We start from the raw sequence: 19,489 nt of genomic DNA on the forward strand, positions 1-19,489 counted from the left end.
CGCGCAGATATACTCCGGCAGCCCCTATCAGTCGAGAAACAGTAATATGACGCAGGCGGCAATCAGACCGCCCATGGTGTAGTTAAACATACGCAGCCGCAGTTCGCTATTTACCCAACGGGTAATCGCCTGACCGGCCAAAGCCCAGCTTGTGGCCGACCCCAAGCCCGCCACAACGAAGACCCCCGCCACGATCAGCGCTGAATTCAGGGGGGCGTTGCCCGATACAAACTGCGTGGTTACCGCAATCGCCATCGACCACCCTTTTGGGTTGATCCATTGAAAGCCTGCGGCCTCCAAGAACGAAAAAGGACGCGGCTCTCCGGAAACTGTGCCTATTCCACCTGAATTGGCCACTTTCCAAGCCACCCACAACAACAGCGCGGCCCCACCCCAACGCAAAACCTCTCGCAATAGGGTGCTTTCGGCAAAGATTTGGGCCAAGAAAAATCCAACGATGAACATCATCAGCGAAAAGCCCAGCGCGATACCCAAGATATGCGGGATCGTGCGCTGGAATCCAAAATTCACAGCCGAATTTGCAACCAGCGCGTTGTTAGGGCCCGGTGTCCAAGCCGCCGTGAAGGCAAGTGTGATGAGTGCAAGAAACGTATCAAGCTGCATGTCAAATATCCTGGTGGCTGACCCTGAATGGGGTCGCTTCAATGCTACCAGTTCAGGACAGAAGCTTATCCTTTCCCAAGCTGAACCCAGATGCAACCCATCGGGCCTCAAGCTCTTTCAAATGTGCGCCAAGCGCCGCGCCGGAATAGGCCGGCATCAGATCGGCGGCTTTAATCGGGAACGTGGCAGCAGCGCCGGTGGCGACATCGCTTTCCCAACCCTCGGGCATCTGGGTTTCGAATATCGCGCTGCGCAAAAGCAAAACATCGCGCGCGCCATCAACGCCAAAGTAATGGCCCAGCGCCGCTGGGGCCTGCATGTTTTCGATCCCGTCGCGCAATCGCGCCAAACGCCGCGCGTCGTCCCGGCTTAGACGGAGCTTTTTGGGCAGGTCTTCGCCACCGATTACCGCAAGTCTGCGGATCGCATCCGGTTCCACACCAAGCTGCTGTTCCATGTGAACCAGTATCGGCAGGGGCTTTGCGTCTGCTCCGGGTACGGCTTGCATCAAAACGCCCGCCTGCGCCATTGAGGCGACACTTGGCGCGGGGTCCGGTGCCCCCAACAGCTTCTTAACCTCGGCTCCAATACGCTCTTTCGACAGGGCGGCGATGCCGGTCGCGTTTTCGGCACATGCCGCCAGCCCGTCAGCATCAAGCCCGGCTTTTGCGTCGCCGTACCACGCGTGAAACCGAAAGAAACGCAGGATACGAAGGTAATCTTCTTTGATCCGCGCCTCGGCATCGTCAATAAACCGAACCCGCCGCGCCTGAAGGTCGGTCAGACCACCCAGCGGGTCAATTACGTCACCCTCGGGCGTTGCATAGAGGGCGTTCATGGTAAAATCGCGCCGGTGCGCGTCTTCCTCGGCGCTGTCGGCATAGGCGACGACTGCGCGGCGGCCATCTGTTTCAACATCCCGGCGAAAGGTCGTTACCTCATGCGGGACGTGGTTTGAAACGATGGTCACTGTGCCATGGTCGATGCCAGTGGGAATTGCGTGCAACCCTGCATCCTTGGCCAACTTTACAACAGTTTCCGGCCGCGCGTCCGTCGCGATGTCGATATCGTTCACCGACAGGTTAAACAGCGCATTGCGCACACAACCCCCAACAAACAGTGCCTGAAAGCCAGCGCCTGTCAGCATCGCGCAAACGGCCTGCGTTTCGGGTGCCGCCACCCAATCGTCGGTCAGCTGCGTCACTGGGCGATCCTTTCGGTAAGGCCACGCAAGATCCGCGCCGTCGCGCCCCAAATGTAATACGGACCATAAGGGACGGTGTAATAGTACCGCGTTTGTCCGCGCCATTGGCGGGACTGAACCGAAAACTGGCGTGGGTCGGTCACGTGCGCCAGCGGCACATTGAAAACCTCTTCAACCTCACCAGCTTCTGGGACGGGCACAAAAGGGGCTTTGATCCGGGCCAAAACAGGCGTGACGATGAACCCGGTGACGGTTTCGTGGCTGTTCAGCGTTCCCATCACATCGACAGAGTTGGGATTCAGGCCCACCTCTTCTGACGCTTCGCGCAAGGCCGCATCAATCGGGCCACCGTCAACATCATCCTGCTTGCCACCCGGAAACGCGATTTGACCGGGATGATGTTTAAGCCGCGAAGAACGTTTGGTCAGCACCACCTCTAACCCGTTGATGCCGTCCTGAATGGCCACCAACACCGCCGCCGGGCGCAACACGCGGCCCTCGGGTGGTTTATATTGAGGGTTCAGGTCAAAGTCAGAAGACGCGCCGCCCGTCATGGACAGCGCGCGTTCTATACGGATGAGCGGGTCAACCTTTGTCACCCGCGCTCTCCTCGGCTTCGAAGCCAACGGTCTTTGGGTCAAGGTCATAGTGGGCGCCGCAGAACTGACAGTCGGCGGTTACGCGACCCTCTTCTGTGGTCATGTGGCCAATGTCCTTCGCCGAATAGATGGAAAGGCTTTCGCGCACGCGGTCCTCTGAACAGGTGCAGCCAAAGCCGACAGCCTGTGCGTCAAACACACGGGGTTCTTCTTCGTGGAACAGGCGCACCAGCAGATCCGTTGGGTGAACGGTTGGGCCGACAAGCTCCATCTCTTCGACGGTATCAAGCAGGGTGTTGGCACGGGTCCAGTTTTCTTCGGCATCGCCAGACAGGATGTCAGAAGGTTTCAACAGCCCCTCTTCGCCGGTGCCGCCTTCGTTCGCCATCAGCGGCGATGCTTCTGGCATGACCTGCAACATCACACCCCCAGCGCGCCAATGTTCTGGCTGACCGGGCAATTGCGAGCGGCCAAAGCTAAGCTCAAACCGGGTTGGCAGCTGTTCTGATTGGGCGAAATAGGTCTCTGCGCAGGCGGAAAGCGACCCGCCAGCGATGGGGGTGATGCCTTGATAGGGAACCATGCCTTCGCCCTGATCGATCAGGATGGCAAAGTATCCCTTACCGATCTGATCGAAACCGGGGTCGGACAGCGACAGCCGATCCTTGTCATAGCTGGCATAGGCGCGAATACGCGCTGGTTTGCCATCGGCGGTCGGCCCGTAATAATCGGTCGCGATCAACCGCGCAGGGCCATCCCCGCGGATTTGCAATGACAATTTCCAACGCAGCTTAATGGTTTGTCCGATCAGCGCGGTCAGCAATGCGGCCTCTGCCACCAATGCTTCGATGACGGGCGGATAGTCGTGCTGTTCCAGAACCTGATCTAACACGCCATCCAAGCGTGCGACCCGGCCACGAACATCGCTCCGGTCAAGCTGAAAGGGAAGGACGGTATCGTCCCAAGCGATTTGAGATCCGAGTGACATGGGGTTTCCTTGAGCGCCTTTGGTTGGCATACCGCGACTATATAGTGGGCACAACCGGCACACCAAGGGGGCAAGTATGATCAGACGGTTTGGTGGTACGGTCGAAAGCGGCCGAAAATACAAATTGCGCCATGGGGTTTACGCTATTTTGCCGCTGAAGTCTTCGCTGTTGGTAACTTACCAAAATGCTCCGGTTCCCGAATTCCAACTGCCCGGCGGCGGGATCGACCCGGGCGAATCGCCTTTGGCCGCCCTGCACCGCGAGGTGTTTGAAGAAACCGGATGGCGCGTCGCACCCGTGCGTCGGCTGGGTGCTTTTCGGCGTTTCACCTTTATGCCCGACTATGACATCTGGGCCGAAAAGATGTGCCATATCTATCTGGCGCGCCCTATTCGCCCTCATGGGCCACCAACAGAACCGGGCCACACGGCGGTTTTTCTTCCTATGGAACAAGCCGCCGACCAGCTTGGAAATAGTGGCGATCGGCATTTCGTTTCGACGTTTTGCAAGCAGGTTTAACGAACTTCCGGGCCGCCGTATTCCAACAGGACGGCGGACACATCATCATTCAACGGCGCCGTCGTGCGCCGCTGGGTGAGCCGCCAAAACATATCGTCCAGCACCTCTGAGGCAGCGGAATCGCCGCAATCGCACAGCAATTGTTCAAGGCCTTCCTCTTCCAGCATCTGGCCGTCATCGCACTCGGCTTCGGTGAACCCGTCCGAACAAATCAGGATGCGGTCACCTACAGACAAGGTGACATCAAAACACTGGTATTCTGCGCCGCTGACCAGCCCAACCGGAACGCCACCGGCGCCGATGAATTCAACACTGCCGTCTGCGCGTTGGACCATTGGATGGGGATGGCCGGCCTGCACCATACGCAAGTGGCCCGTCGTTAGGTCCGCAATGCCGTAGACCATGGTAAAATATTCCTCCACGCCGGTGTCTGACAAAAGCCGCTCGTTCAAAACGCGCGCGACGTGGTTTGGCTGAAGCAACGCAAAGAACCGGGAAAAACGTTTCTCTACGGCTATGTTTTGCTCCAGAAATTTTCCGCTTAGATAACCTGCCAGCCGCGCTGTCATCAGTGCGGATGTAATGCCGTGCCCCGATACATCGATGTTGTAAAACGCCAACCTGTTAGGCCCCGGGGAAAACGCACCGACAAGGTCGCCACCAACATGGCCACAAGGTTTCATCAGCATGGAAACTGTCGTCGGTCCGAATTCGAAAAACCGATCTGGTACCAGCGATTCCTGAATTTTTCGCGCTTGGATAAGATCCCGATCAATCGTGTCGTAAAGGCCCTGAAGTTCATCCAGTGCCGCCCCGATCAGTTTGTTCTTTTCGTGCAGCTCCTGTTCCATCCTCAGGACCCGCTCGCCCGATTTCAGGCGGGCGCGCAGTTCGCTTGAATTCACCGGCTTGGTCAGAAAATCATCCGCCCCAACCTCTAACCCATTCACGATCTCACCGGTTTCAGACTTGGAGGTTAGCAGGATAAAATAGCCATAACTGGCCCGCTTTGACGCGCGGAACCGTTTGCAAAACTCTATCCCGTTCATTCCGGGCATCATCCAGTCGCTTATGATGAAATCAACGGCACTGTCCGCGCATATTTCAAGCGCCTCTGCGCCAGACGCAGCTTCCAAAACCGAATAGCCCCACTTGGCCACCAAGGCGCGCAAAATCCGCCGCTGAACGCGGCTGTCGTCAACCAACAGCACCGTTTGCCCAGCCCTAGGCCGGGGCGCGGTGGGAGCCTTCATATTTGAAATAACAGGTAACGACACATCATGGCCCGTTCTGGGTGCAGTTACACCGGTGCTAAGCGCTGCGTGTTAACGGCCCGTGAATCATTTCAGCAAAATCTGATCATAACTTGTTAACTCCTGGCCCCTAGGTTTTGACCTATGAGGTTTAGGAGTCATTGATGATTGATTGGATTCGCGTTTCCGAGCTTCAGGCAGAAGTTGGCAGCGAAGCGTTCGGCGAAGTCGTCGAAATGTTTCTGGAGGAGGTCGAAGAGGTCACCGAACGGCTTGTAACCTCGCCAGACCAAGCGGCGCTTAGCGATGATCTGCATTTCCTGAAAGGCTCTGCCCTTAGCCTGGGTTTCGCGCAATTTGCCGACATGTGCCACGACGGTGAAAAGCGCGTGGCGTCACAAGGCGCCGCCGCTGTCGATGTCAGCGCGTTGGTCGAATGCTACACCCTGTCGAAAACGCAATTCCTGACCAAATTGGCCAAGGCAAGCGCAGCTGCCTAAAGCACGAACTGCGCCAACAGCTCGTCTTCGGTAATGTCCTGATAAACGAAACCCGCCGCATCAAGCTTGCCAAACAGCTTGGCAAAGTTTTCGGCATTCTTCGTTTCAATCCCAATCAGGACAGACCCAAAGTTTCGCGCGGATTTTTTCAGGTATTCAAACCGGGCGATGTCGTCTTCGGGGCCCAGCATTTCCAGAAAATCACGCAGCGCACCGGGGCGTTGCGGCAAGCGCAGGATGAAGTATTTCTTGATCCCGGAATAACGCTGCGCGCGCTCTTTCACCTCTGGCAAGCGTTCGAAATCGAAGTTACCGCCAGAGGTTACGCAGACAACTGTTTTGCCCTTAATCTGTTCAGCAAGATCAGGAAGCACATCAACCGACAGCGCGCCGGCTGGTTCCAATACGATGCCTTCGACGTTCAACATCTCTAGCATCGTTGTGCAAATGCGGTCTTCTGGCGCGATCAACACGTCGTTTTGCGGGACGTTTTTCAGAACCTCGAACGGTTTCGCGCCGATCCGGGCAACAGCGGCACCATCAACGAATGTATCAACCTTGGGCAGCGTCACGGGCGCACCCGCCGCCAAAGCCGCCGTAAGGGATGCCCCGCCCTTTGGTTCGACAAACCGCAACGCCGTGTTGGGCGAACATTCATTGAAATAAGATAGAAACCCTGCGGAAAGCCCGCCGCCACCGACCGGCAAGATCACCATATCGGGCGGGTTTTCCAACGCCTCTAACACCTCTACCGCGACAGAGGCTTGGCCTTCGATCACATCAGGGTCGTCGAATGGCGCAAGGAAATGAGCCTCTACCTCGGCGCAATACGCTTGGGCCGAGGCCAACGTGTCGTCAAAATAATCCCCCGTCAGGCGAATTTCGATCGCATCGCCCCCGAACACGCGGGTTTTGTCGATCTTTTGCTGCGGCGTGGTGACAGGCATAAAGATCACGCCCTTCACCCCGAAATGGCGGCAAACAAACGCAACGCCCTGTGCGTGATTGCCCGCACTGGCACAGACGAACACGCCCTGATCGGGATTGTTGGCCAACACCTTGCGCATCGCATTAAACGCACCGCGGATTTTGTATGACCGAACGGGCGAAAGATCTTCGCGCTTTAGATAAATATCCGCATCGAACCGCGCGGACAGATGATCGTTCCGCTGCAAAGGCGTGGGCGGAAACACAAGGCGAAGCGCCATTTCGGCGGCGCGGGCTTTTTCAGCGAAATTGGTCATGCAAAACCTCTGGCGCGAAAACGCGGTTGAGGCAAGCGATCTGCGCATTCGCGATCCATTTGCCGCAATTCGCACTTTGTTTCGGCGCCAGCCACCGTGCTGGAACCTCCGTTTCACGGGGCAGCCCCTTGCCCGCACGTCAAAAAAGCAATAAACGCCGCCGAAACCTTTCCTATTAATAAAGGCGTTGTGCGCATGTCTGCCCCTAAGAAAGTCGTCTTGGCCTATTCCGGCGGCCTCGACACCTCGATCATCCTGAAATGGCTTCAAACCGAATATGGCTGCGAAGTGGTGACTTTCACCGCTGACCTTGGCCAAGGCGAAGAGCTGGAACCGGCCCGCAAAAAGGCCGAGATGATGGGCGCAAGCGACATCTATATCGAAGACCTGCGCGAAGAGTTCGTGCGCGATTTCGTCTTCCCGATGTTCCGGGCGAACGCGCTGTACGAAGGGCTGTATCTGCTGGGCACGTCGATTGCGCGCCCGCTGATTTCCAAGCGGTTGGTGGAAATTGCCGAAGCAACCGGCGCCGATGCTGTGGCACACGGCGCAACCGGCAAGGGCAACGATCAGGTTCGTTTCGAACTGGCAGCTTACGCGCTGAACCCCGACATCAAGGTGATCGCACCTTGGCGCGAATGGGATCTAAGCAGCCGGACCAAGCTGATCGACTTTGCTGAAAAAAACCAGATTCCGATCGCAAAAGACAAGCGCGGCGAAGCGCCGTTCAGCGTTGATGCGAACCTGCTGCACACGTCTTCGGAAGGCAAAGTTCTGGAAGACCCGGCCGTGGATGCGCCCGATTACGTTTACCAGCGCACCGTCAGCCCCGAAGACGCCCCGAACGAGCCCGAGTTCATCGAAGTTGGCTTTGAAAAAGGCGACGCGGTTTCCATCAACGGCGAAGCGATGAGCCCGGCCACCGTTCTGACCAAGCTGAACGAACTGGGCGGCAAGCACGGCATTGGCCGTCTTGATCTGGTCGAAGGCCGTTTTGTTGGCATGAAATCGCGCGGCATCTATGAAACGCCGGGCGGCACGATCCTGTTGGAAGCCCACCGTGGCATCGAACAAATCACGCTGGACCGCGGCGCGGCCCACCTGAAAGATCAGATTATGCCGCAGTACGCCGAACTGGTTTACAACGGCTTCTGGTTCAGCCCCGAGCGTGAGATGCTTCAGGCCCTGATCGACAAAAGCCAAGAGCACGTCACAGGCACCGTTCGCCTGAAACTGTACAAGGGTCTGGCACGTACCGTTGGCCGCTGGTCCGATCACAGCCTTTATTCCGAAGCGCACGTGACATTCGAAGACGACGCTGGTGCATACGACCAAAAAGACGCGGCTGGCTTCATTCAGCTGAACGCGCTGCGCCTGAAACTTCTTGCCGCGCGTAACCGCCGGTTGAAGTAACGACCCAACGTCAGAATTGCCGATGTTCTGCTGCCCCCCTATCCGTGGGGGGCACGCACTAGACAGGACACCGCAATGCCTCTCTCTTCTATCGCCGAAACCATTCAGTCCGGCCTTGATACGAGCGATTTCACGGATACCCTGAAATTTGATTGTGGCGACGATGGCGTCATCGTGATTGCCGACAAGAAAACTTCGTTGGTCGATCAGAAGACAGACTGCACAATCAAAATATCCACAAGTAATCTTGAAAAACTGGTGGCGGGAAACCTGAACCCGATGACGGGCGTGATGATGGGCAAGCTGAAAGTTTCAGGTGACCCCAGTGTGGCCCTGAAGCTGGGACAGCTGCTAAAAAGCTAACCTAACACTAGATTCCAGGGCATGAATAACGGCTGAGCCTTGCTCAACCGGTACGAATTGATGCGCGACTCTCCGCGCATTTGACAGAATTAGTGCCCCGCCTACCTTAGAACATGCCAATGTACTCCGGTTCTCTGCTGCTTTAAAATTGTGAGGCGCTTTTATGCCATCCGCTACTTTTCAGATTTACGAAGTCCCAAATTCCTACGTCGACACGGGCGGAAGCGTAGCAATTACCGGTGTGTTCTATCTAAGCATCGACGACGATGATGGCTTTCTGGATGGAACAGCTGGGGCTGACTCTGGCACGCCTCAGGTTCTTACCGCGTCCTTTTCGGGCACCATCGAAAGCTATCAGTTCTTTTACAACGACGAGCTGTTGATCAATGGAACCGCCTATTCGGTCAAAACCTTCCAACTTACCGTCGATGGAGACACCCGTTCCTTCATCATGAGCACCAGCGGTTACAATCTGCCGGGTGTCGATGTTGATGACACGATCAACCTTCAATCCTTCGCCAATTTCACACCTCTGAATTATGATAACGTTGCTTGTTTCTGCGCTGGCAGCCTTATTCGCACCCCGAACGGGTTAATTCCGGTCGAGGATCTGAGCATCGGCGATTTGGTCGAAACGCTGGATCATGGGCCGCAACCGATCCGTTGGATTGGGTTCAGCGAAGCGACAGATCGCCAGCTTTTGGCGCGCCCCTCTATCGCGCCTGTCCGAATTCCCGCGCATGTGTTTGGACACAACAAACCGACACACGATCTTCACCTATCGCCCCAACACCGGGTGCGTCTGGAAGGCTGGGCCGTAGAGTTGGTTACCGGGTCAAAAGACGCGCTGGTGGCCGCGATACATTTGGTGGGTCAAAACGGCATCGCACAGGCCCGCAACATGAAAGACCGCCGGTATTTTCACATGTTGTTTGACCAGCATGAAATTGTTGAAAGCAACGGGCTGTTTACCGAAAGCTTCTTTTTGGGAGATGTCATTTCGCGGAACATGAAAAGCGCCCAGCGCGATGAAATAGAGATGCTTTTTCCCCAGCTTTCACTGCACGGTGCCGCCCTGCACCCCACATCTGCGCGCGTCGTCATGAAGAAGTATGAGGCACGCGCCGTGCAAGCGCTTTCGTCGCAGGACACTGACGATGCAGCCACGAACGACGCAAAGTGTGACACGCCAAACACCGGAAGCGCCGCCTAAGCGCTTAGGCGCACCACGCTCTACCAAACGCAACCCAAAGTGATGTTTTGCCGCCCAATCCAAGGCGCATTTTCAGATTTGCCAAAAAGCAACAGATCAACCGGTTTTCCGAAGCGCGGGCGTTTTTTCATGAAATGACCAGCTTCACCACTAGGATGCGCCGGAATTAATCTGTTCAACCTAACCGAAGGTAATTTAATGAATTTTAGCCAAACAAGTAGCTCCGAGGATTTCGAATTTACCGGCTCTGCCCGCGAGTACTTCGGGATTTGGATCGTAAACCTTGCACTTTCCATCGTCACCTTCGGTATTTATTCCGCGTGGGCCAAGGTGCGCACCAAAAAATACTTTTATCAGAACACCAAAGTCGCCGGACGCGGGTTTGATTATCACGCCACAGGCAAACAGATCCTGATTGGGCGGTTGATCGTCGCTGCCGGGCTTGTTGTGTTTTCAATACTCAGCGCAATTCCGTTGGTCGGAATCTTAATTCTGCTGGTTTTGCTCTTTCTGCTTCCGGTCTTGATTGTCAGATCTTTGCGGTTCAACGCGCAGATGAGCAGCTGGTCTAACGTCCGCTTCCGCTTTCACGGAAAGGCAGGCCGCGCCTTCCTAAGCTATATGCTTTACCCGTTTTTGACCGTTTTTACACTTTACCTTGCGTGGCCCTTTGCCAGCCGCTCGGTCAAGAATTACGTTGTGAACAACCACAGCCTTGGTGACACGGCCTTCAGTTTTGAAAGTGGGATCGGCGCCTTTTACAAAGCATTCCTTGCGGCCGTTGGTTGGGTTGTTCTGGTCACGCTTGTGTCATCCGTAATTTTCGGTCCGCCCATTGTTATGATCGCACAAGGCTTTGATAACCCAGAAAGCGGCGCCTTCGCTTTGGCGATTGCCGGCATCTATGTGTTTAGTTTCGTGACCATTCTGCCAGCAATCAGCATTTATCAGGCGATGATCCGCAACACGACCTACAACAACACCGTATTGGGCGGCCAGCACCGGTTCCAGTCAACCGTGAAGCCCCTAAAGCTTTTGCTGATCATTCTGACGAACACTTTGGCGACGATCCTAAGTCTTGGGCTTTTGCTGCCTTGGGCCAAGGTGCGTTACGCCAAATATATGGCGGCGAACACCACATTGATCCCCGGTGGGTCGCTTGATGACTTTGTCGGCACGATCGAGAAAAACGCGGGCGCCGTGGGCGATGCTTATTCTGACATCGAAGGTTTCGATCTTGGCCTTCCCGTGTAATCTGGCGCCATGATCGGTCACAAAAACACGCAAAGCCCGTTCGTCAGTGGACGGGCTTTTTTCCCGGGAAGTTCGCGGATGGTCCAAGCCCGGCTTGTCCAAAACGCATCCGGCGGCCTGACCTTGGTCGAAGAAGATGGCGGCGTGATTACCAATGCCATGGGGCCCGATGTTCAGTTCGACGCCCGGCTTGGCTCTGCCCCGCGGCGGATCACATTCCCCGACGGCGCGTTATTTGAAACCGATGATCACCATGGGCTTGCCACGATCACCGGAAGGCACCCAGACGGCGGCTTACACGGATTGGAAAGGTTCCATCCCCGTCTGGTGGCTGTGATTGCCCTATGCCTTGCCGGTGTTTGGTTTATTTGGCGCTTTGGGCTTGATCTGTTGGTCGCGGCGGCGATTTGGCTGACGCCACAGCCGCTGGTGAACACGATCGACGCCGGTGTGCTTTATTCGATGGATAAAACCATCGCCGCGCCCAGTCGGCTAAGCGACGATGACAAAGAAAAGGCACAGGCGATTTTCGCACAGCTTGTTCAGCAGATGGACGAAGGTTCCCGCAAGCAAGCCAATTTCACCCTAGGCTTTCGCCAGATTGGTGGCATGGGCCCGAATGCATTTGCCCTTCCCGGCGGTACGGTCGTCATGACCGATGCGCTTGTCCGCACTTTCCCGTCAGAGGACATTCAAGCCGGCATTCTTGGGCACGAACTGGGCCACGTGGTTGAAAAACACGGCCTGCGCCAGATGTACCGCTCTGCCGGGATTTATCTGTTGATCGCTGTCCTTGCTGGCGATACCGGCCCAATCTTGGAAGACATCTTGCTTGAAGGGAACCTGATCCTGTCGCTTGCATATTCGCGCCAGCACGAAGCGTCTGCCGATGCGTTTGGGGTTAAGCTTTCCAAAAACGCTGGGTTTGACCCAGAAGGTTTGGCTGAATTCTTTGAGCATCTGGAAGAGATAATGGGCGATGGCGGCCCTGCCTGGTTATCGACGCATCCATCCCACACCGACAGAGTCGAAGAAATAAAGCGCCTTAGCCAAGGGTCGTGATCGCGCGCCGTCTGCCCTGAAATGTTTCAGTTGTTCGAACTGTCGTGATCTCACGTCCTTGTCAGTTCCGCATAGTTGCACCCCGCGCCTATGGTTGGTCAGCAAATTGAAGGAGGGTGAGATGCCCCTAGCTTTACAAAACATTAAGTCGCTGACCCTTGCCGTTGCCATCGCATTCGGAATGACCGTTCAATGCAACGCGGCCAAGGCCGCATCAATTGAAACCACGGTGCTGGCTGGCGGATGTTTCTGGTGTGTTGAGGCTGATTTTGAAAAAGTCCCCGGCGTGAAAAACGTGGTTTCCGGATTTACCGGCGGATCTGTTGCCAACCCGACCTATAAGCAGGTCGTTAAGGGCGGCACGGGCCATTACGAAGCTGTCAAAATCACCTATGACGCCGACAAAGTCAGCTATGCGACGTTGCTGAACATGTTCTTCCGCAGCGTTGATCCGACCGATGCGGGCGGGCAGTTCTGTGATCGTGGCGAAAGCTATCGCACTGCCATTTTCGTCTCTAACGCTGCTGAAAAGGCTGCAGCCGAGGCTGCGAAAGCCGAAGCGGGTGCAGCGCTTGGCGCGAAGATCGCCACGCCTATCCTGAACACCGCGCGGTTTTACAAGGCCGACAAGTACCATCAGGACTATTACAAAAAGAAAGATCTGGTCATCACCCGCTTTGGCCCCAAATCAAAGGCAGAGGCGTACAAGCTTTACCGTAAATCCTGTGGCCGCGATCAGCGCGTGTTGCAGTTGTGGGGTGGTCAGGCAGCGTTCGCCGGATCTTAAGTCCGGTTCAGAAACGCCAGAACCTCGGCCCGTTTTGGCATTGCGTCAGACGTGCCAGGGCGACTGACCTGAATGGCAGAGGCGGCAGCGGCATATCGCAACGCGGCCTCTGGCGCTTCACCGCCATCAATCGAAGCGGCAACCGAGCCGATGAAACAATCACCCGCGCCGGTCGTATCAACCGCCGTCACGCTGAACGCAGGAACCGTAATGGGGTCAGCGCCGGCTGTTTCCCAACTTGCGCCCTTTGACCCGCGCGTCACGATCAGATCGGGCACATTAATTTCGCCCAGCGCGGCGGTTAGTTGTTCTGCCTCAACCTCGTTCAGCACAAGCATCGAAAGGTGGGGCAACATAGCCGTGACCGCGTCCACCGAAAACGGCGCGGCGGAATAAACGACACGCATTCCCTTTTCCCGCGCGCCCCTGGCGGCAAATACCTGATGCGACGTCTCATTCTGCAGCAAAAGCGTATCGTTCGGCTTTCCCGACGCAAGCGCGGCGCTGATCCGATCCTCTGACTGTTCCATGTTCGCACCGGTGAACAAAACTATTGTGTTTTCGCCCGCCGGATCAACGGTAATGACCGCATGCGCCGTGGGCGTTGCCACAGTCGCCACATGGGACACATCGATGCCGTGGCCATTCAGACGTTCGACAGTCCAACCGCCGTCTTCGCCGATTGCACCGATATGGGTCACATTCGCCCCGGCCAAAGCTGCGGCAACGGATTGATTGGCGCCTTTGCCACCCAACCCGCTGCGATGCATTTTTGCGGCGATAGTTTCACCCTCGGCCGGGATATGCGGCACTTCGTAGAAGTAATCCACGTTGATCGAACCGAGGTTGAAAACCGTCATTTAGCCCACCTTACACGCCGCAAGCAGCGCCATGTTCATGATGTCGTTCACCGTCGAAACCGTGGAACAAATCTGAATAGGCTTATCCACACCGGTAAGGATCGGGCCGATCACAGTCGCCCCGGCCATTTCCTGCATCAACTTGACCGAAATCGAAGCCGAGTGCCGCGCCGGAACCACCAGAACGTTCGCCGGGCCGCTTAGACGCGAGAATGGGTACTTCGCCATCGCATCCGCATTCAGCGCGACATCCACAGCCATTTCGCCTTCGTATTCGAAATCGACGCCGCGTTTATCCAGAACTTTTGGCGCGATGTGCATCTTGGTTGCGCGTTCGCTGACCGGATAGCCGAAGGTCGAGAAGCTGACAAAAGCCACGCGCGGTTCAAGGCCCAAACCACGGGCCACACCCGCCGCACGTTCAGCGATGTTGGCAAGGTCTTCTTCGTCGGGCCATTCATGCACCAACGTATCAGCGATCAACATGATCCGACCCTTGTGCAACAGCGCGGTTACACCAACCGCGCCATGTTCAGCACGGGCGTCGAACACGTGGTTGATCAGTTCTAACACATGGGCCGATTTGCGGGTTGCGCCACTGACCAGACCGTCGGCATGACCATGCGCCAGCATCAGCGCGGCGAACACATGCCGGTCACGCGCCGCAAGGCGGTGGCTATCTTGCATGTCGAAACCTTCGCGTTGAAGGCGGTTATAAAGAAACTCTTTATACAGCCCCAAATGCGGAGTGTTCGCGGCGTTCACGACCTCTAGGTCGCCATAGGCATCGCCCAAACCGGCTGCTTCCAACCGTTTTTGAACATCCGCTTCGCGCCCAACAACCAGCGCCTTACCATAACCAGACCGCTGATACGCAACCGCAGCACGCAGCACGCGGTCATCGTCACCTTCGGCAAACAACATCCGTGCCTGAGCAGCACGAGCACGCGCCGAAATACCACGCAGAACCGAAGCGGTCGGGTCCATCCGCGCCTTTAGCGACTGTTCGTACCCTTCCATGTCAACGATCGGACGGCGGGCAACGCCTGTGTCCATACCCGCACGCGCAACCGCAGGCGGGATCACGTGGATCAAGCGCGGATCAAACGGCGTGGGGATGATGTAATCACGACCAAACGACAGCTTCCGGCCATAGGCCATCGCCACTTCGTCGGGCACATCCTGACGGGCCAGTTCGGCCAAGGCTTCGGCACAGGCGATCTTCATCTCGTCGTTGATGGCGCGGGCGTGAATGTCCAGCGCACCGCGGAACAGGTACGGGAAACCCAAAACGTTGTTCACCTGGTTCGGGTAATCGGACCGGCCTGTCGCCACAATCGCGTCTTCGCGAACCGCATGGGCGTCTTCGGGGGTAATCTCTGGATCGGGGTTCGCCATGGCAAAGATCACAGGATCAGACGCCATCGAGGCGACCATTTCAGCCGTAACAGCGCCCTTAACCGAAACGCCAAGGAACACGTCGGCGCCTTTCATCGCGTCTTCCAAGGTGCGGGCATCGGTTTTCGCCGCATGGGCCGATTTCCACTGGTTCATACCTTCGGTACGGCCCTGCCAGATCACGCCTTTGGTGTCACACATGATACAGTTGTCGTGCTTTGCGCCCATCGCCTTGATCAGCTCAAGGCACGCAATGCCAGCGGCGCCAGCACCGTTCAGGACGATCTTACAATCGCCGATCTTCTTGCCAGACAGATGCAGCGCGTTGATAAGCCCCGCCGCGCAAATCACGGCTGTGCCATGCTGGTCGTCGTGGAAGACTGGAATATCCATCTCTTCCTTCAAGCGTTGTTCGATGATGAAGCATTCGGGTGCCTTGATGTCTTCAAGGTTGACGCCGCCAAAGGTCGGGCCCATCAGTTTGATCGCCTTGATGATCTCTTCGGGGTCTTCGGTATCCAGCTCAATGTCCACCGCGTTCACGTCAGCGAAGCGTTTGAACAGAACCGCCTTACCTTCCATCACAGGCTTTGAGGCCAGCGCGCCAAGGTTCCCAAGGCCCAAGATCGCGGTGCCGTTGGTGATCACGGCGACCAAGTTACCCTTGGTGGTGTAATCATACGCGGTTTCGGGCGCTTCGGCGATTGCCTCAACCGGAACAGCAACGCCGGGGGAATATGCCAGCGACAAATCGCGCTGAGTGGTCATCGCTGTTGTGGCGACAATCTCGAACTTTCCGGGCGTAGGGTCCAAGTGATAGGCAAGGGCCTCTTCGCGGGTAATCTTGTTTTTCGTGGACATCGGCGCCCGGTCTCCTCAAATCAGGTCATCGCGTCTTAACGCCCCGCGGCGATTGTCTCAACAAAAGATGGGATTGCGTCTTTTGCTAACGGCCCACGATTTGTAAGGTCTGCGAACCGAAAACCGGGGGAAATTCGTGACCGTCGCCAATGCATCCGTAACGCCCATGATGGCGCAGTTTCTTGAAATCAAAGCAGAGCATAAGGATGCCCTGCTGTTTTACCGCATGGGCGACTTCTATGAGATGTTCTTTGAAGACGCCGTCGCCGCCGCCGAAGCCCTTGATATTGCTCTAACAAAACGCGGTAAGCATCTGGGCCAAGACATCCCGATGTGCGGTGTCCCCGTCCATTCCGCCGAAGGGTATCTGCTGACGCTGATCCGCAAAGGATTTCGCGTTGGCGTCTGTGAACAACTTGAAGACCCGGCCGAGGCGAAAAAGCGCGGATCAAAATCCGTCGTGAAGCGCGGGGTGGTTCGATTGGTCACACCCGGCACCCTAACCGAAGAAAGCCTGCTAGAGGCGCGGCGCCACAACTATTTGGCCGCCTATACCGAAGTTCGCGAAGAAGGCGCACTGGCATGGGTCGATATTTCGACCGGCGCGTTCAGCGTGATGCCTTGCCCGCCTGTGCGCCTGTCGCCCGAACTGGCCCGCCTTGCCCCGACAGAGGTTGTGGTATCCGAGGCGAAAGAGGCGGATTTGGCTGAAATAGTCACTGAATCTGGCGCCGCCATTACACCCCTAGCCCGCGCAAGTTTTGACAGCACATCATCAGAAAAACGCCTGACCGACCTTTTCAAGGTCGGCACGATGGAGGCGTTCGGCACCTTCACCCGCGCCGAAATCTCGGCGATGGGCGCAATTGTCGAATATCTGGACATCACCCAGAAGGGCAAACTGCCCCTATTGCGGGCCCCCGTGCGCGAAGCTGCTGCACGAACGGTCCAGATCGACGCCGCAACCCGGCGCAACCTTGAACTGACGTCCAGCCTGTCGGGCGGGCGCGATGGGTCGTTACTGTCTACTATCGACAGAACAGTGACTGCCCCCGGCGCGCGATTGTTGGAGCGGCGTATCTCTAGCCCGTCGCGGGATTTGGCCACCATCCACGCGCGCCTCGATTCAGTGCGTTTCATGGCGGAACAGGGTCGGCTATCGCAAAATCTGCGCGATCATCTGCGCAAAGCGCCCGATATGGACCGTGCCCTTTCCCGCATCGCGCTTGATCGGGGTGGCCCCCGCGATTTGGCCGGTGTTCGCAACGGGTTGGAACAGGCTGCCGAAATCTCGTCACTCCTTGCCGGGGCAGAGTTGCCATCGCTTATCAACGAAGCCGCGCAAGCCTTGGTAGGGCATGACGAACTGCTGGACCTGCTGGATCAAGCACTTGTCGCAGATCCCCCGCTTCTTGCCCGCGATGGCGGTTTCATCGCGCCCGGCTATGACGGTGATCTAGACGAGGCACGCACCCTGCGCGACGAAGGGCGCGGCGTGATCGCGCAAATGCAGGCCGACTATGCCACGCAAACCGGGGTGTCGGCGTTGAAGGTCAAACATAACAACGTGTTGGGCTATTTCATTGAAACGACGGCAACGCATGCTGAAAAGATGCTGTCTGCACCGCTGTCGGAAACCTTTATCCACCGTCAAACAACCGCCAACGCGGTTCGGTTCACGACGGTTGAGCTTTCCGAAATGGAAACCCGCATCCTGAACGCCGGAAACCGGGCGCTAGAGATCGAAAAACGGCTCTATGACACCTTAAAAGAGGCTATTCTAGACCGCGCCGCCGAGATTGGGCAGGCGGCGTCAGCACTGGCCGAAATCGACCTTGCCGCCGCATTTGCCGATCTAGCGCGCGGCGAAGAGTGGTGCGAACCAACCGTCGACGACAGCCGCGCCTTTGACATCGAAGGCGGCCGCCACCCCGTCGTGGAACAATCGCTGCGCAAACAGGGTGGCGAGCCGTTCATCGCCAACGATTGCGAACTGACCGCAACCAACGGAAACGCCGCGATTTGGTTGCTAACCGGGCCCAACATGGCGGGTAAATCGACCTTCCTGCGCCAAAACGCGCTGATCGCATTGCTGGCACAGGCCGGATCGTTCGTTCCAGCGCGAAAGGCCCACATTGGGCTGGTGTCGCAACTGTTCAGCCGGGTTGGCGCGTCGGATGATCTGGCACGTGGGCGATCCACCTTTATGGTCGAAATGGTCGAAACCGCCGCCATTCTGAACCAAGCGGACGACCGCGCGGTGGTTATCCTTGATGAAATCGGGCGGGGTACGGCGACCTATGATGGCCTGTCGATCGCTTGGGCCACCATGGAACATCTGCACGACGTAAACCGCTGTCGCGCGCTGTTCGCGACGCATTATCACGAAATGACCGCCCTTTCCGCCAAGCTGGACGGCGTGGAAAACGCCACCGTAGCCGTGAAAGAATGGGAAGGTGACGTAATTTTCCTTCACGAGGTCCGCAAGGGTGCCGCGGACCGGTCTTACGGGGTTCAGGTCGCCAAACTGGCCGGTCTTCCCGACGCAGTGGTCGAACGCGCGCGGGTCGTTTTGGATGCGTTGGAAAAGGGTGAACGCGAAGGCGGGACGGGACAGAAGGCGATTATTGACGATCTGCCGCTGTTTTCAGCCACGCCCGCACCTGCGCCGCGCCCTCAAACCACGTCGCAGGCCGAAGAAAAGCTCGCCGGGGTTCATCCCGACGAGCTTACGCCAAAAGAGGCGCTTCAATTGATTTACGAGCTGAAAGCCCTGACCGCGTCCGATTAACCGGGCGTGGATGATACGCCGACCTGCGCCGGGCGCAGTAGGCGTTCATGCAATGTGAAACCTTCGGTCATCACCTGAATGATGTCGCCCGCTTTGGTATCTGGAACGGGTGCTTCGAACATCGCCTGATGCAGCTGGGGATCAAACGCTTCGCCCACTTCGGGGGTGACTGGTTTGATGCCGTGCTTGCCGAATACGTTGATCAGCTCTCGCAGGGTCAGTTCAACGCCTTCGATCAGCGCTTTGTTTTCATCGCGCTGTTCGTCGGTCACAACGTCAAGTGCGCGCTTCAGGTTGTCAAACACTGGCAGCATATCACGTGCCAGTTTGGAACCACCGTATTGTTCGGCCTCGCGCCGGTCACGCTCGCCGCGTTTACGCGCGTTTTCGGCGTCTGCCAAAGCCCGCATAAACCGGTCGCGCATATCGTCACGTTCGATACGCAGCACTTCCAGCTCATCCTCGGGGGCTCCGTCGATCCCTTCGAATTCAGCACCGTCTTCAGCGAAACCTTCTTCTGGTTCCAAGCTTTCGTCTTTGTTAGCGTCGGCCATT

Annotated in this window: 18 protein-coding genes; 9 read left to right on the forward strand and 9 right to left on the reverse strand. The window is 56.9% G+C overall.

Features of this window, described 5'->3' with window-relative positions; genetic code table 11:
• Positions 1-27 precede the first annotated feature (27 nt).
• Genes COL8621_RS16335 through hslO form a run of 4 tightly spaced genes read right to left on the reverse strand, consistent with a single transcriptional unit; the run spans position 28 to position 3,415 of the window.
• Positions 28-624 (reverse strand): LysE family translocator, encoded by a 597-nt coding sequence (locus tag COL8621_RS16335; protein ID WP_093968331.1) that lies wholly within the window; start codon positions 622-624, stop codon positions 28-30.
• Between the two features lie 52 nt (positions 625-676).
• Entirely contained in the window at positions 677-1,828 is a 1,152-nt protein-coding gene (locus COL8621_RS16340) for a CCA tRNA nucleotidyltransferase (RefSeq protein WP_235823913.1), read from the reverse strand.
• Positions 1,825-2,427 carry a CoA pyrophosphatase gene (locus COL8621_RS16345; RefSeq protein WP_235823914.1) on the reverse strand — a complete coding sequence of 201 codons (603 nt, stop codon included), beginning with the start codon at positions 2,425-2,427 and terminating at the stop codon, positions 1,825-1,827. Before COL8621_RS16345 ends, COL8621_RS16340 begins: the two co-directional genes overlap by 4 nt.
• Entirely contained in the window at positions 2,414-3,415 is a 1,002-nt protein-coding gene (gene hslO, locus COL8621_RS16350) for an Hsp33 family molecular chaperone HslO (RefSeq protein WP_093968653.1), read from the reverse strand. Before hslO ends, COL8621_RS16345 begins: the two co-directional genes overlap by 14 nt.
• A gap of 76 nt (positions 3,416-3,491) precedes the next feature.
• On the opposite strand from hslO, the gene COL8621_RS16355 reads away from it, so the two are divergent.
• A complete protein-coding gene (locus tag COL8621_RS16355) occupies positions 3,492-3,935 on the forward strand; it encodes an NUDIX hydrolase (protein ID WP_093968334.1) in 444 nt (147 codons plus the stop codon).
• On the opposite strand, the gene COL8621_RS16360 is transcribed toward COL8621_RS16355, so the two are convergent.
• Positions 3,932-5,188, reverse strand: a complete 1,257-nt coding sequence (locus COL8621_RS16360) for a PP2C family protein-serine/threonine phosphatase (protein ID WP_093968335.1) — start codon at positions 5,186-5,188, stop codon at positions 3,932-3,934. The genes COL8621_RS16355 and COL8621_RS16360 overlap by 4 nt on opposite strands.
• A gap of 164 nt (positions 5,189-5,352) precedes the next feature.
• Between COL8621_RS16360 and COL8621_RS16365 the strand changes: the two genes are divergently transcribed.
• Positions 5,353-5,688 carry an Hpt domain-containing protein gene (locus COL8621_RS16365; RefSeq protein ID WP_093968336.1) on the forward strand — a complete coding sequence of 112 codons (336 nt, stop codon included), beginning with the start codon at positions 5,353-5,355 and terminating at the stop codon, positions 5,686-5,688.
• Here the strand turns inward: COL8621_RS16365 and ilvA are convergent.
• Positions 5,685-6,932 carry a threonine ammonia-lyase IlvA gene (gene ilvA, locus COL8621_RS16370; RefSeq protein ID WP_093968337.1) on the reverse strand — a complete coding sequence of 416 codons (1,248 nt, stop codon included), beginning with the start codon at positions 6,930-6,932 and terminating at the stop codon, positions 5,685-5,687. The two genes, COL8621_RS16365 and ilvA, sit on opposite strands and share 4 nt — an antisense overlap.
• 195 nt (positions 6,933-7,127) lie before the next feature.
• On the opposite strand from ilvA, the gene COL8621_RS16375 reads away from it, so the two are divergent.
• From COL8621_RS16375 to msrA, 6 genes are all read left to right on the forward strand, one after another.
• Positions 7,128-8,345, forward strand: coding sequence for an argininosuccinate synthase (locus COL8621_RS16375; RefSeq protein WP_093968338.1), 1,218 nt, complete (start codon positions 7,128-7,130; stop codon positions 8,343-8,345).
• A gap of 75 nt (positions 8,346-8,420) precedes the next feature.
• Positions 8,421-8,708 (forward strand): SCP2 sterol-binding domain-containing protein, encoded by a 288-nt coding sequence (locus tag COL8621_RS16380; protein WP_093968339.1) that lies wholly within the window; start codon positions 8,421-8,423, stop codon positions 8,706-8,708.
• Between the two features lie 163 nt (positions 8,709-8,871).
• A complete protein-coding gene (locus tag COL8621_RS16385; protein ID WP_093968340.1) occupies positions 8,872-9,921 on the forward strand; it encodes a Hint domain-containing protein in 1,050 nt (349 codons plus the stop codon).
• 198 nt (positions 9,922-10,119) lie between these two features.
• Positions 10,120-11,175, forward strand: coding sequence for a YjgN family protein (locus tag COL8621_RS16390; protein WP_093968341.1), 1,056 nt, complete (start codon positions 10,120-10,122; stop codon positions 11,173-11,175).
• Between the two features lie 9 nt (positions 11,176-11,184).
• Positions 11,185-12,237, forward strand: coding sequence for a M48 family metallopeptidase (locus COL8621_RS16395; protein WP_093968342.1), 1,053 nt, complete (start codon positions 11,185-11,187; stop codon positions 12,235-12,237).
• 121 nt (positions 12,238-12,358) lie between these two features.
• The gene (gene msrA / locus COL8621_RS16400; RefSeq protein ID WP_093968343.1) at positions 12,359-13,024 is read left to right on the forward strand and encodes a peptide-methionine (S)-S-oxide reductase MsrA; all 666 of its coding nucleotides are present in this window, start codon (positions 12,359-12,361) and stop codon (positions 13,022-13,024) included.
• Here the strand turns inward: msrA and COL8621_RS16405 are convergent.
• A complete protein-coding gene (locus tag COL8621_RS16405; protein ID WP_093968344.1) occupies positions 13,021-13,884 on the reverse strand; it encodes a ribokinase in 864 nt (287 codons plus the stop codon). The genes msrA and COL8621_RS16405 overlap by 4 nt on opposite strands.
• Positions 13,885-16,143, reverse strand: coding sequence for an NADP-dependent malic enzyme (locus COL8621_RS16410; RefSeq protein ID WP_093968345.1), 2,259 nt, complete (start codon positions 16,141-16,143; stop codon positions 13,885-13,887).
• A gap of 166 nt (positions 16,144-16,309) precedes the next feature.
• Here COL8621_RS16410 and mutS point away from each other — a divergent pair, with 166 nt between their 5' ends.
• Positions 16,310-18,934 (forward strand): DNA mismatch repair protein MutS, encoded by a 2,625-nt coding sequence (gene mutS, locus COL8621_RS16415; protein ID WP_093968346.1) that lies wholly within the window; start codon positions 16,310-16,312, stop codon positions 18,932-18,934.
• On the opposite strand, the gene COL8621_RS16420 is transcribed toward mutS, so the two are convergent.
• A complete protein-coding gene (locus tag COL8621_RS16420; protein WP_093968347.1) occupies positions 18,931-19,488 on the reverse strand; it encodes a nucleotide exchange factor GrpE in 558 nt (185 codons plus the stop codon). The two genes, mutS and COL8621_RS16420, sit on opposite strands and share 4 nt — an antisense overlap.
• Position 19,489: the final 1 nt, after the last annotated feature.

Origin of the sequence: Actibacterium lipolyticum, assembly GCF_900184935.1 — a bacterium.
GTDB lineage: Bacteria > Pseudomonadota > Alphaproteobacteria > Rhodobacterales > Rhodobacteraceae > Actibacterium_A > Actibacterium_A lipolyticum.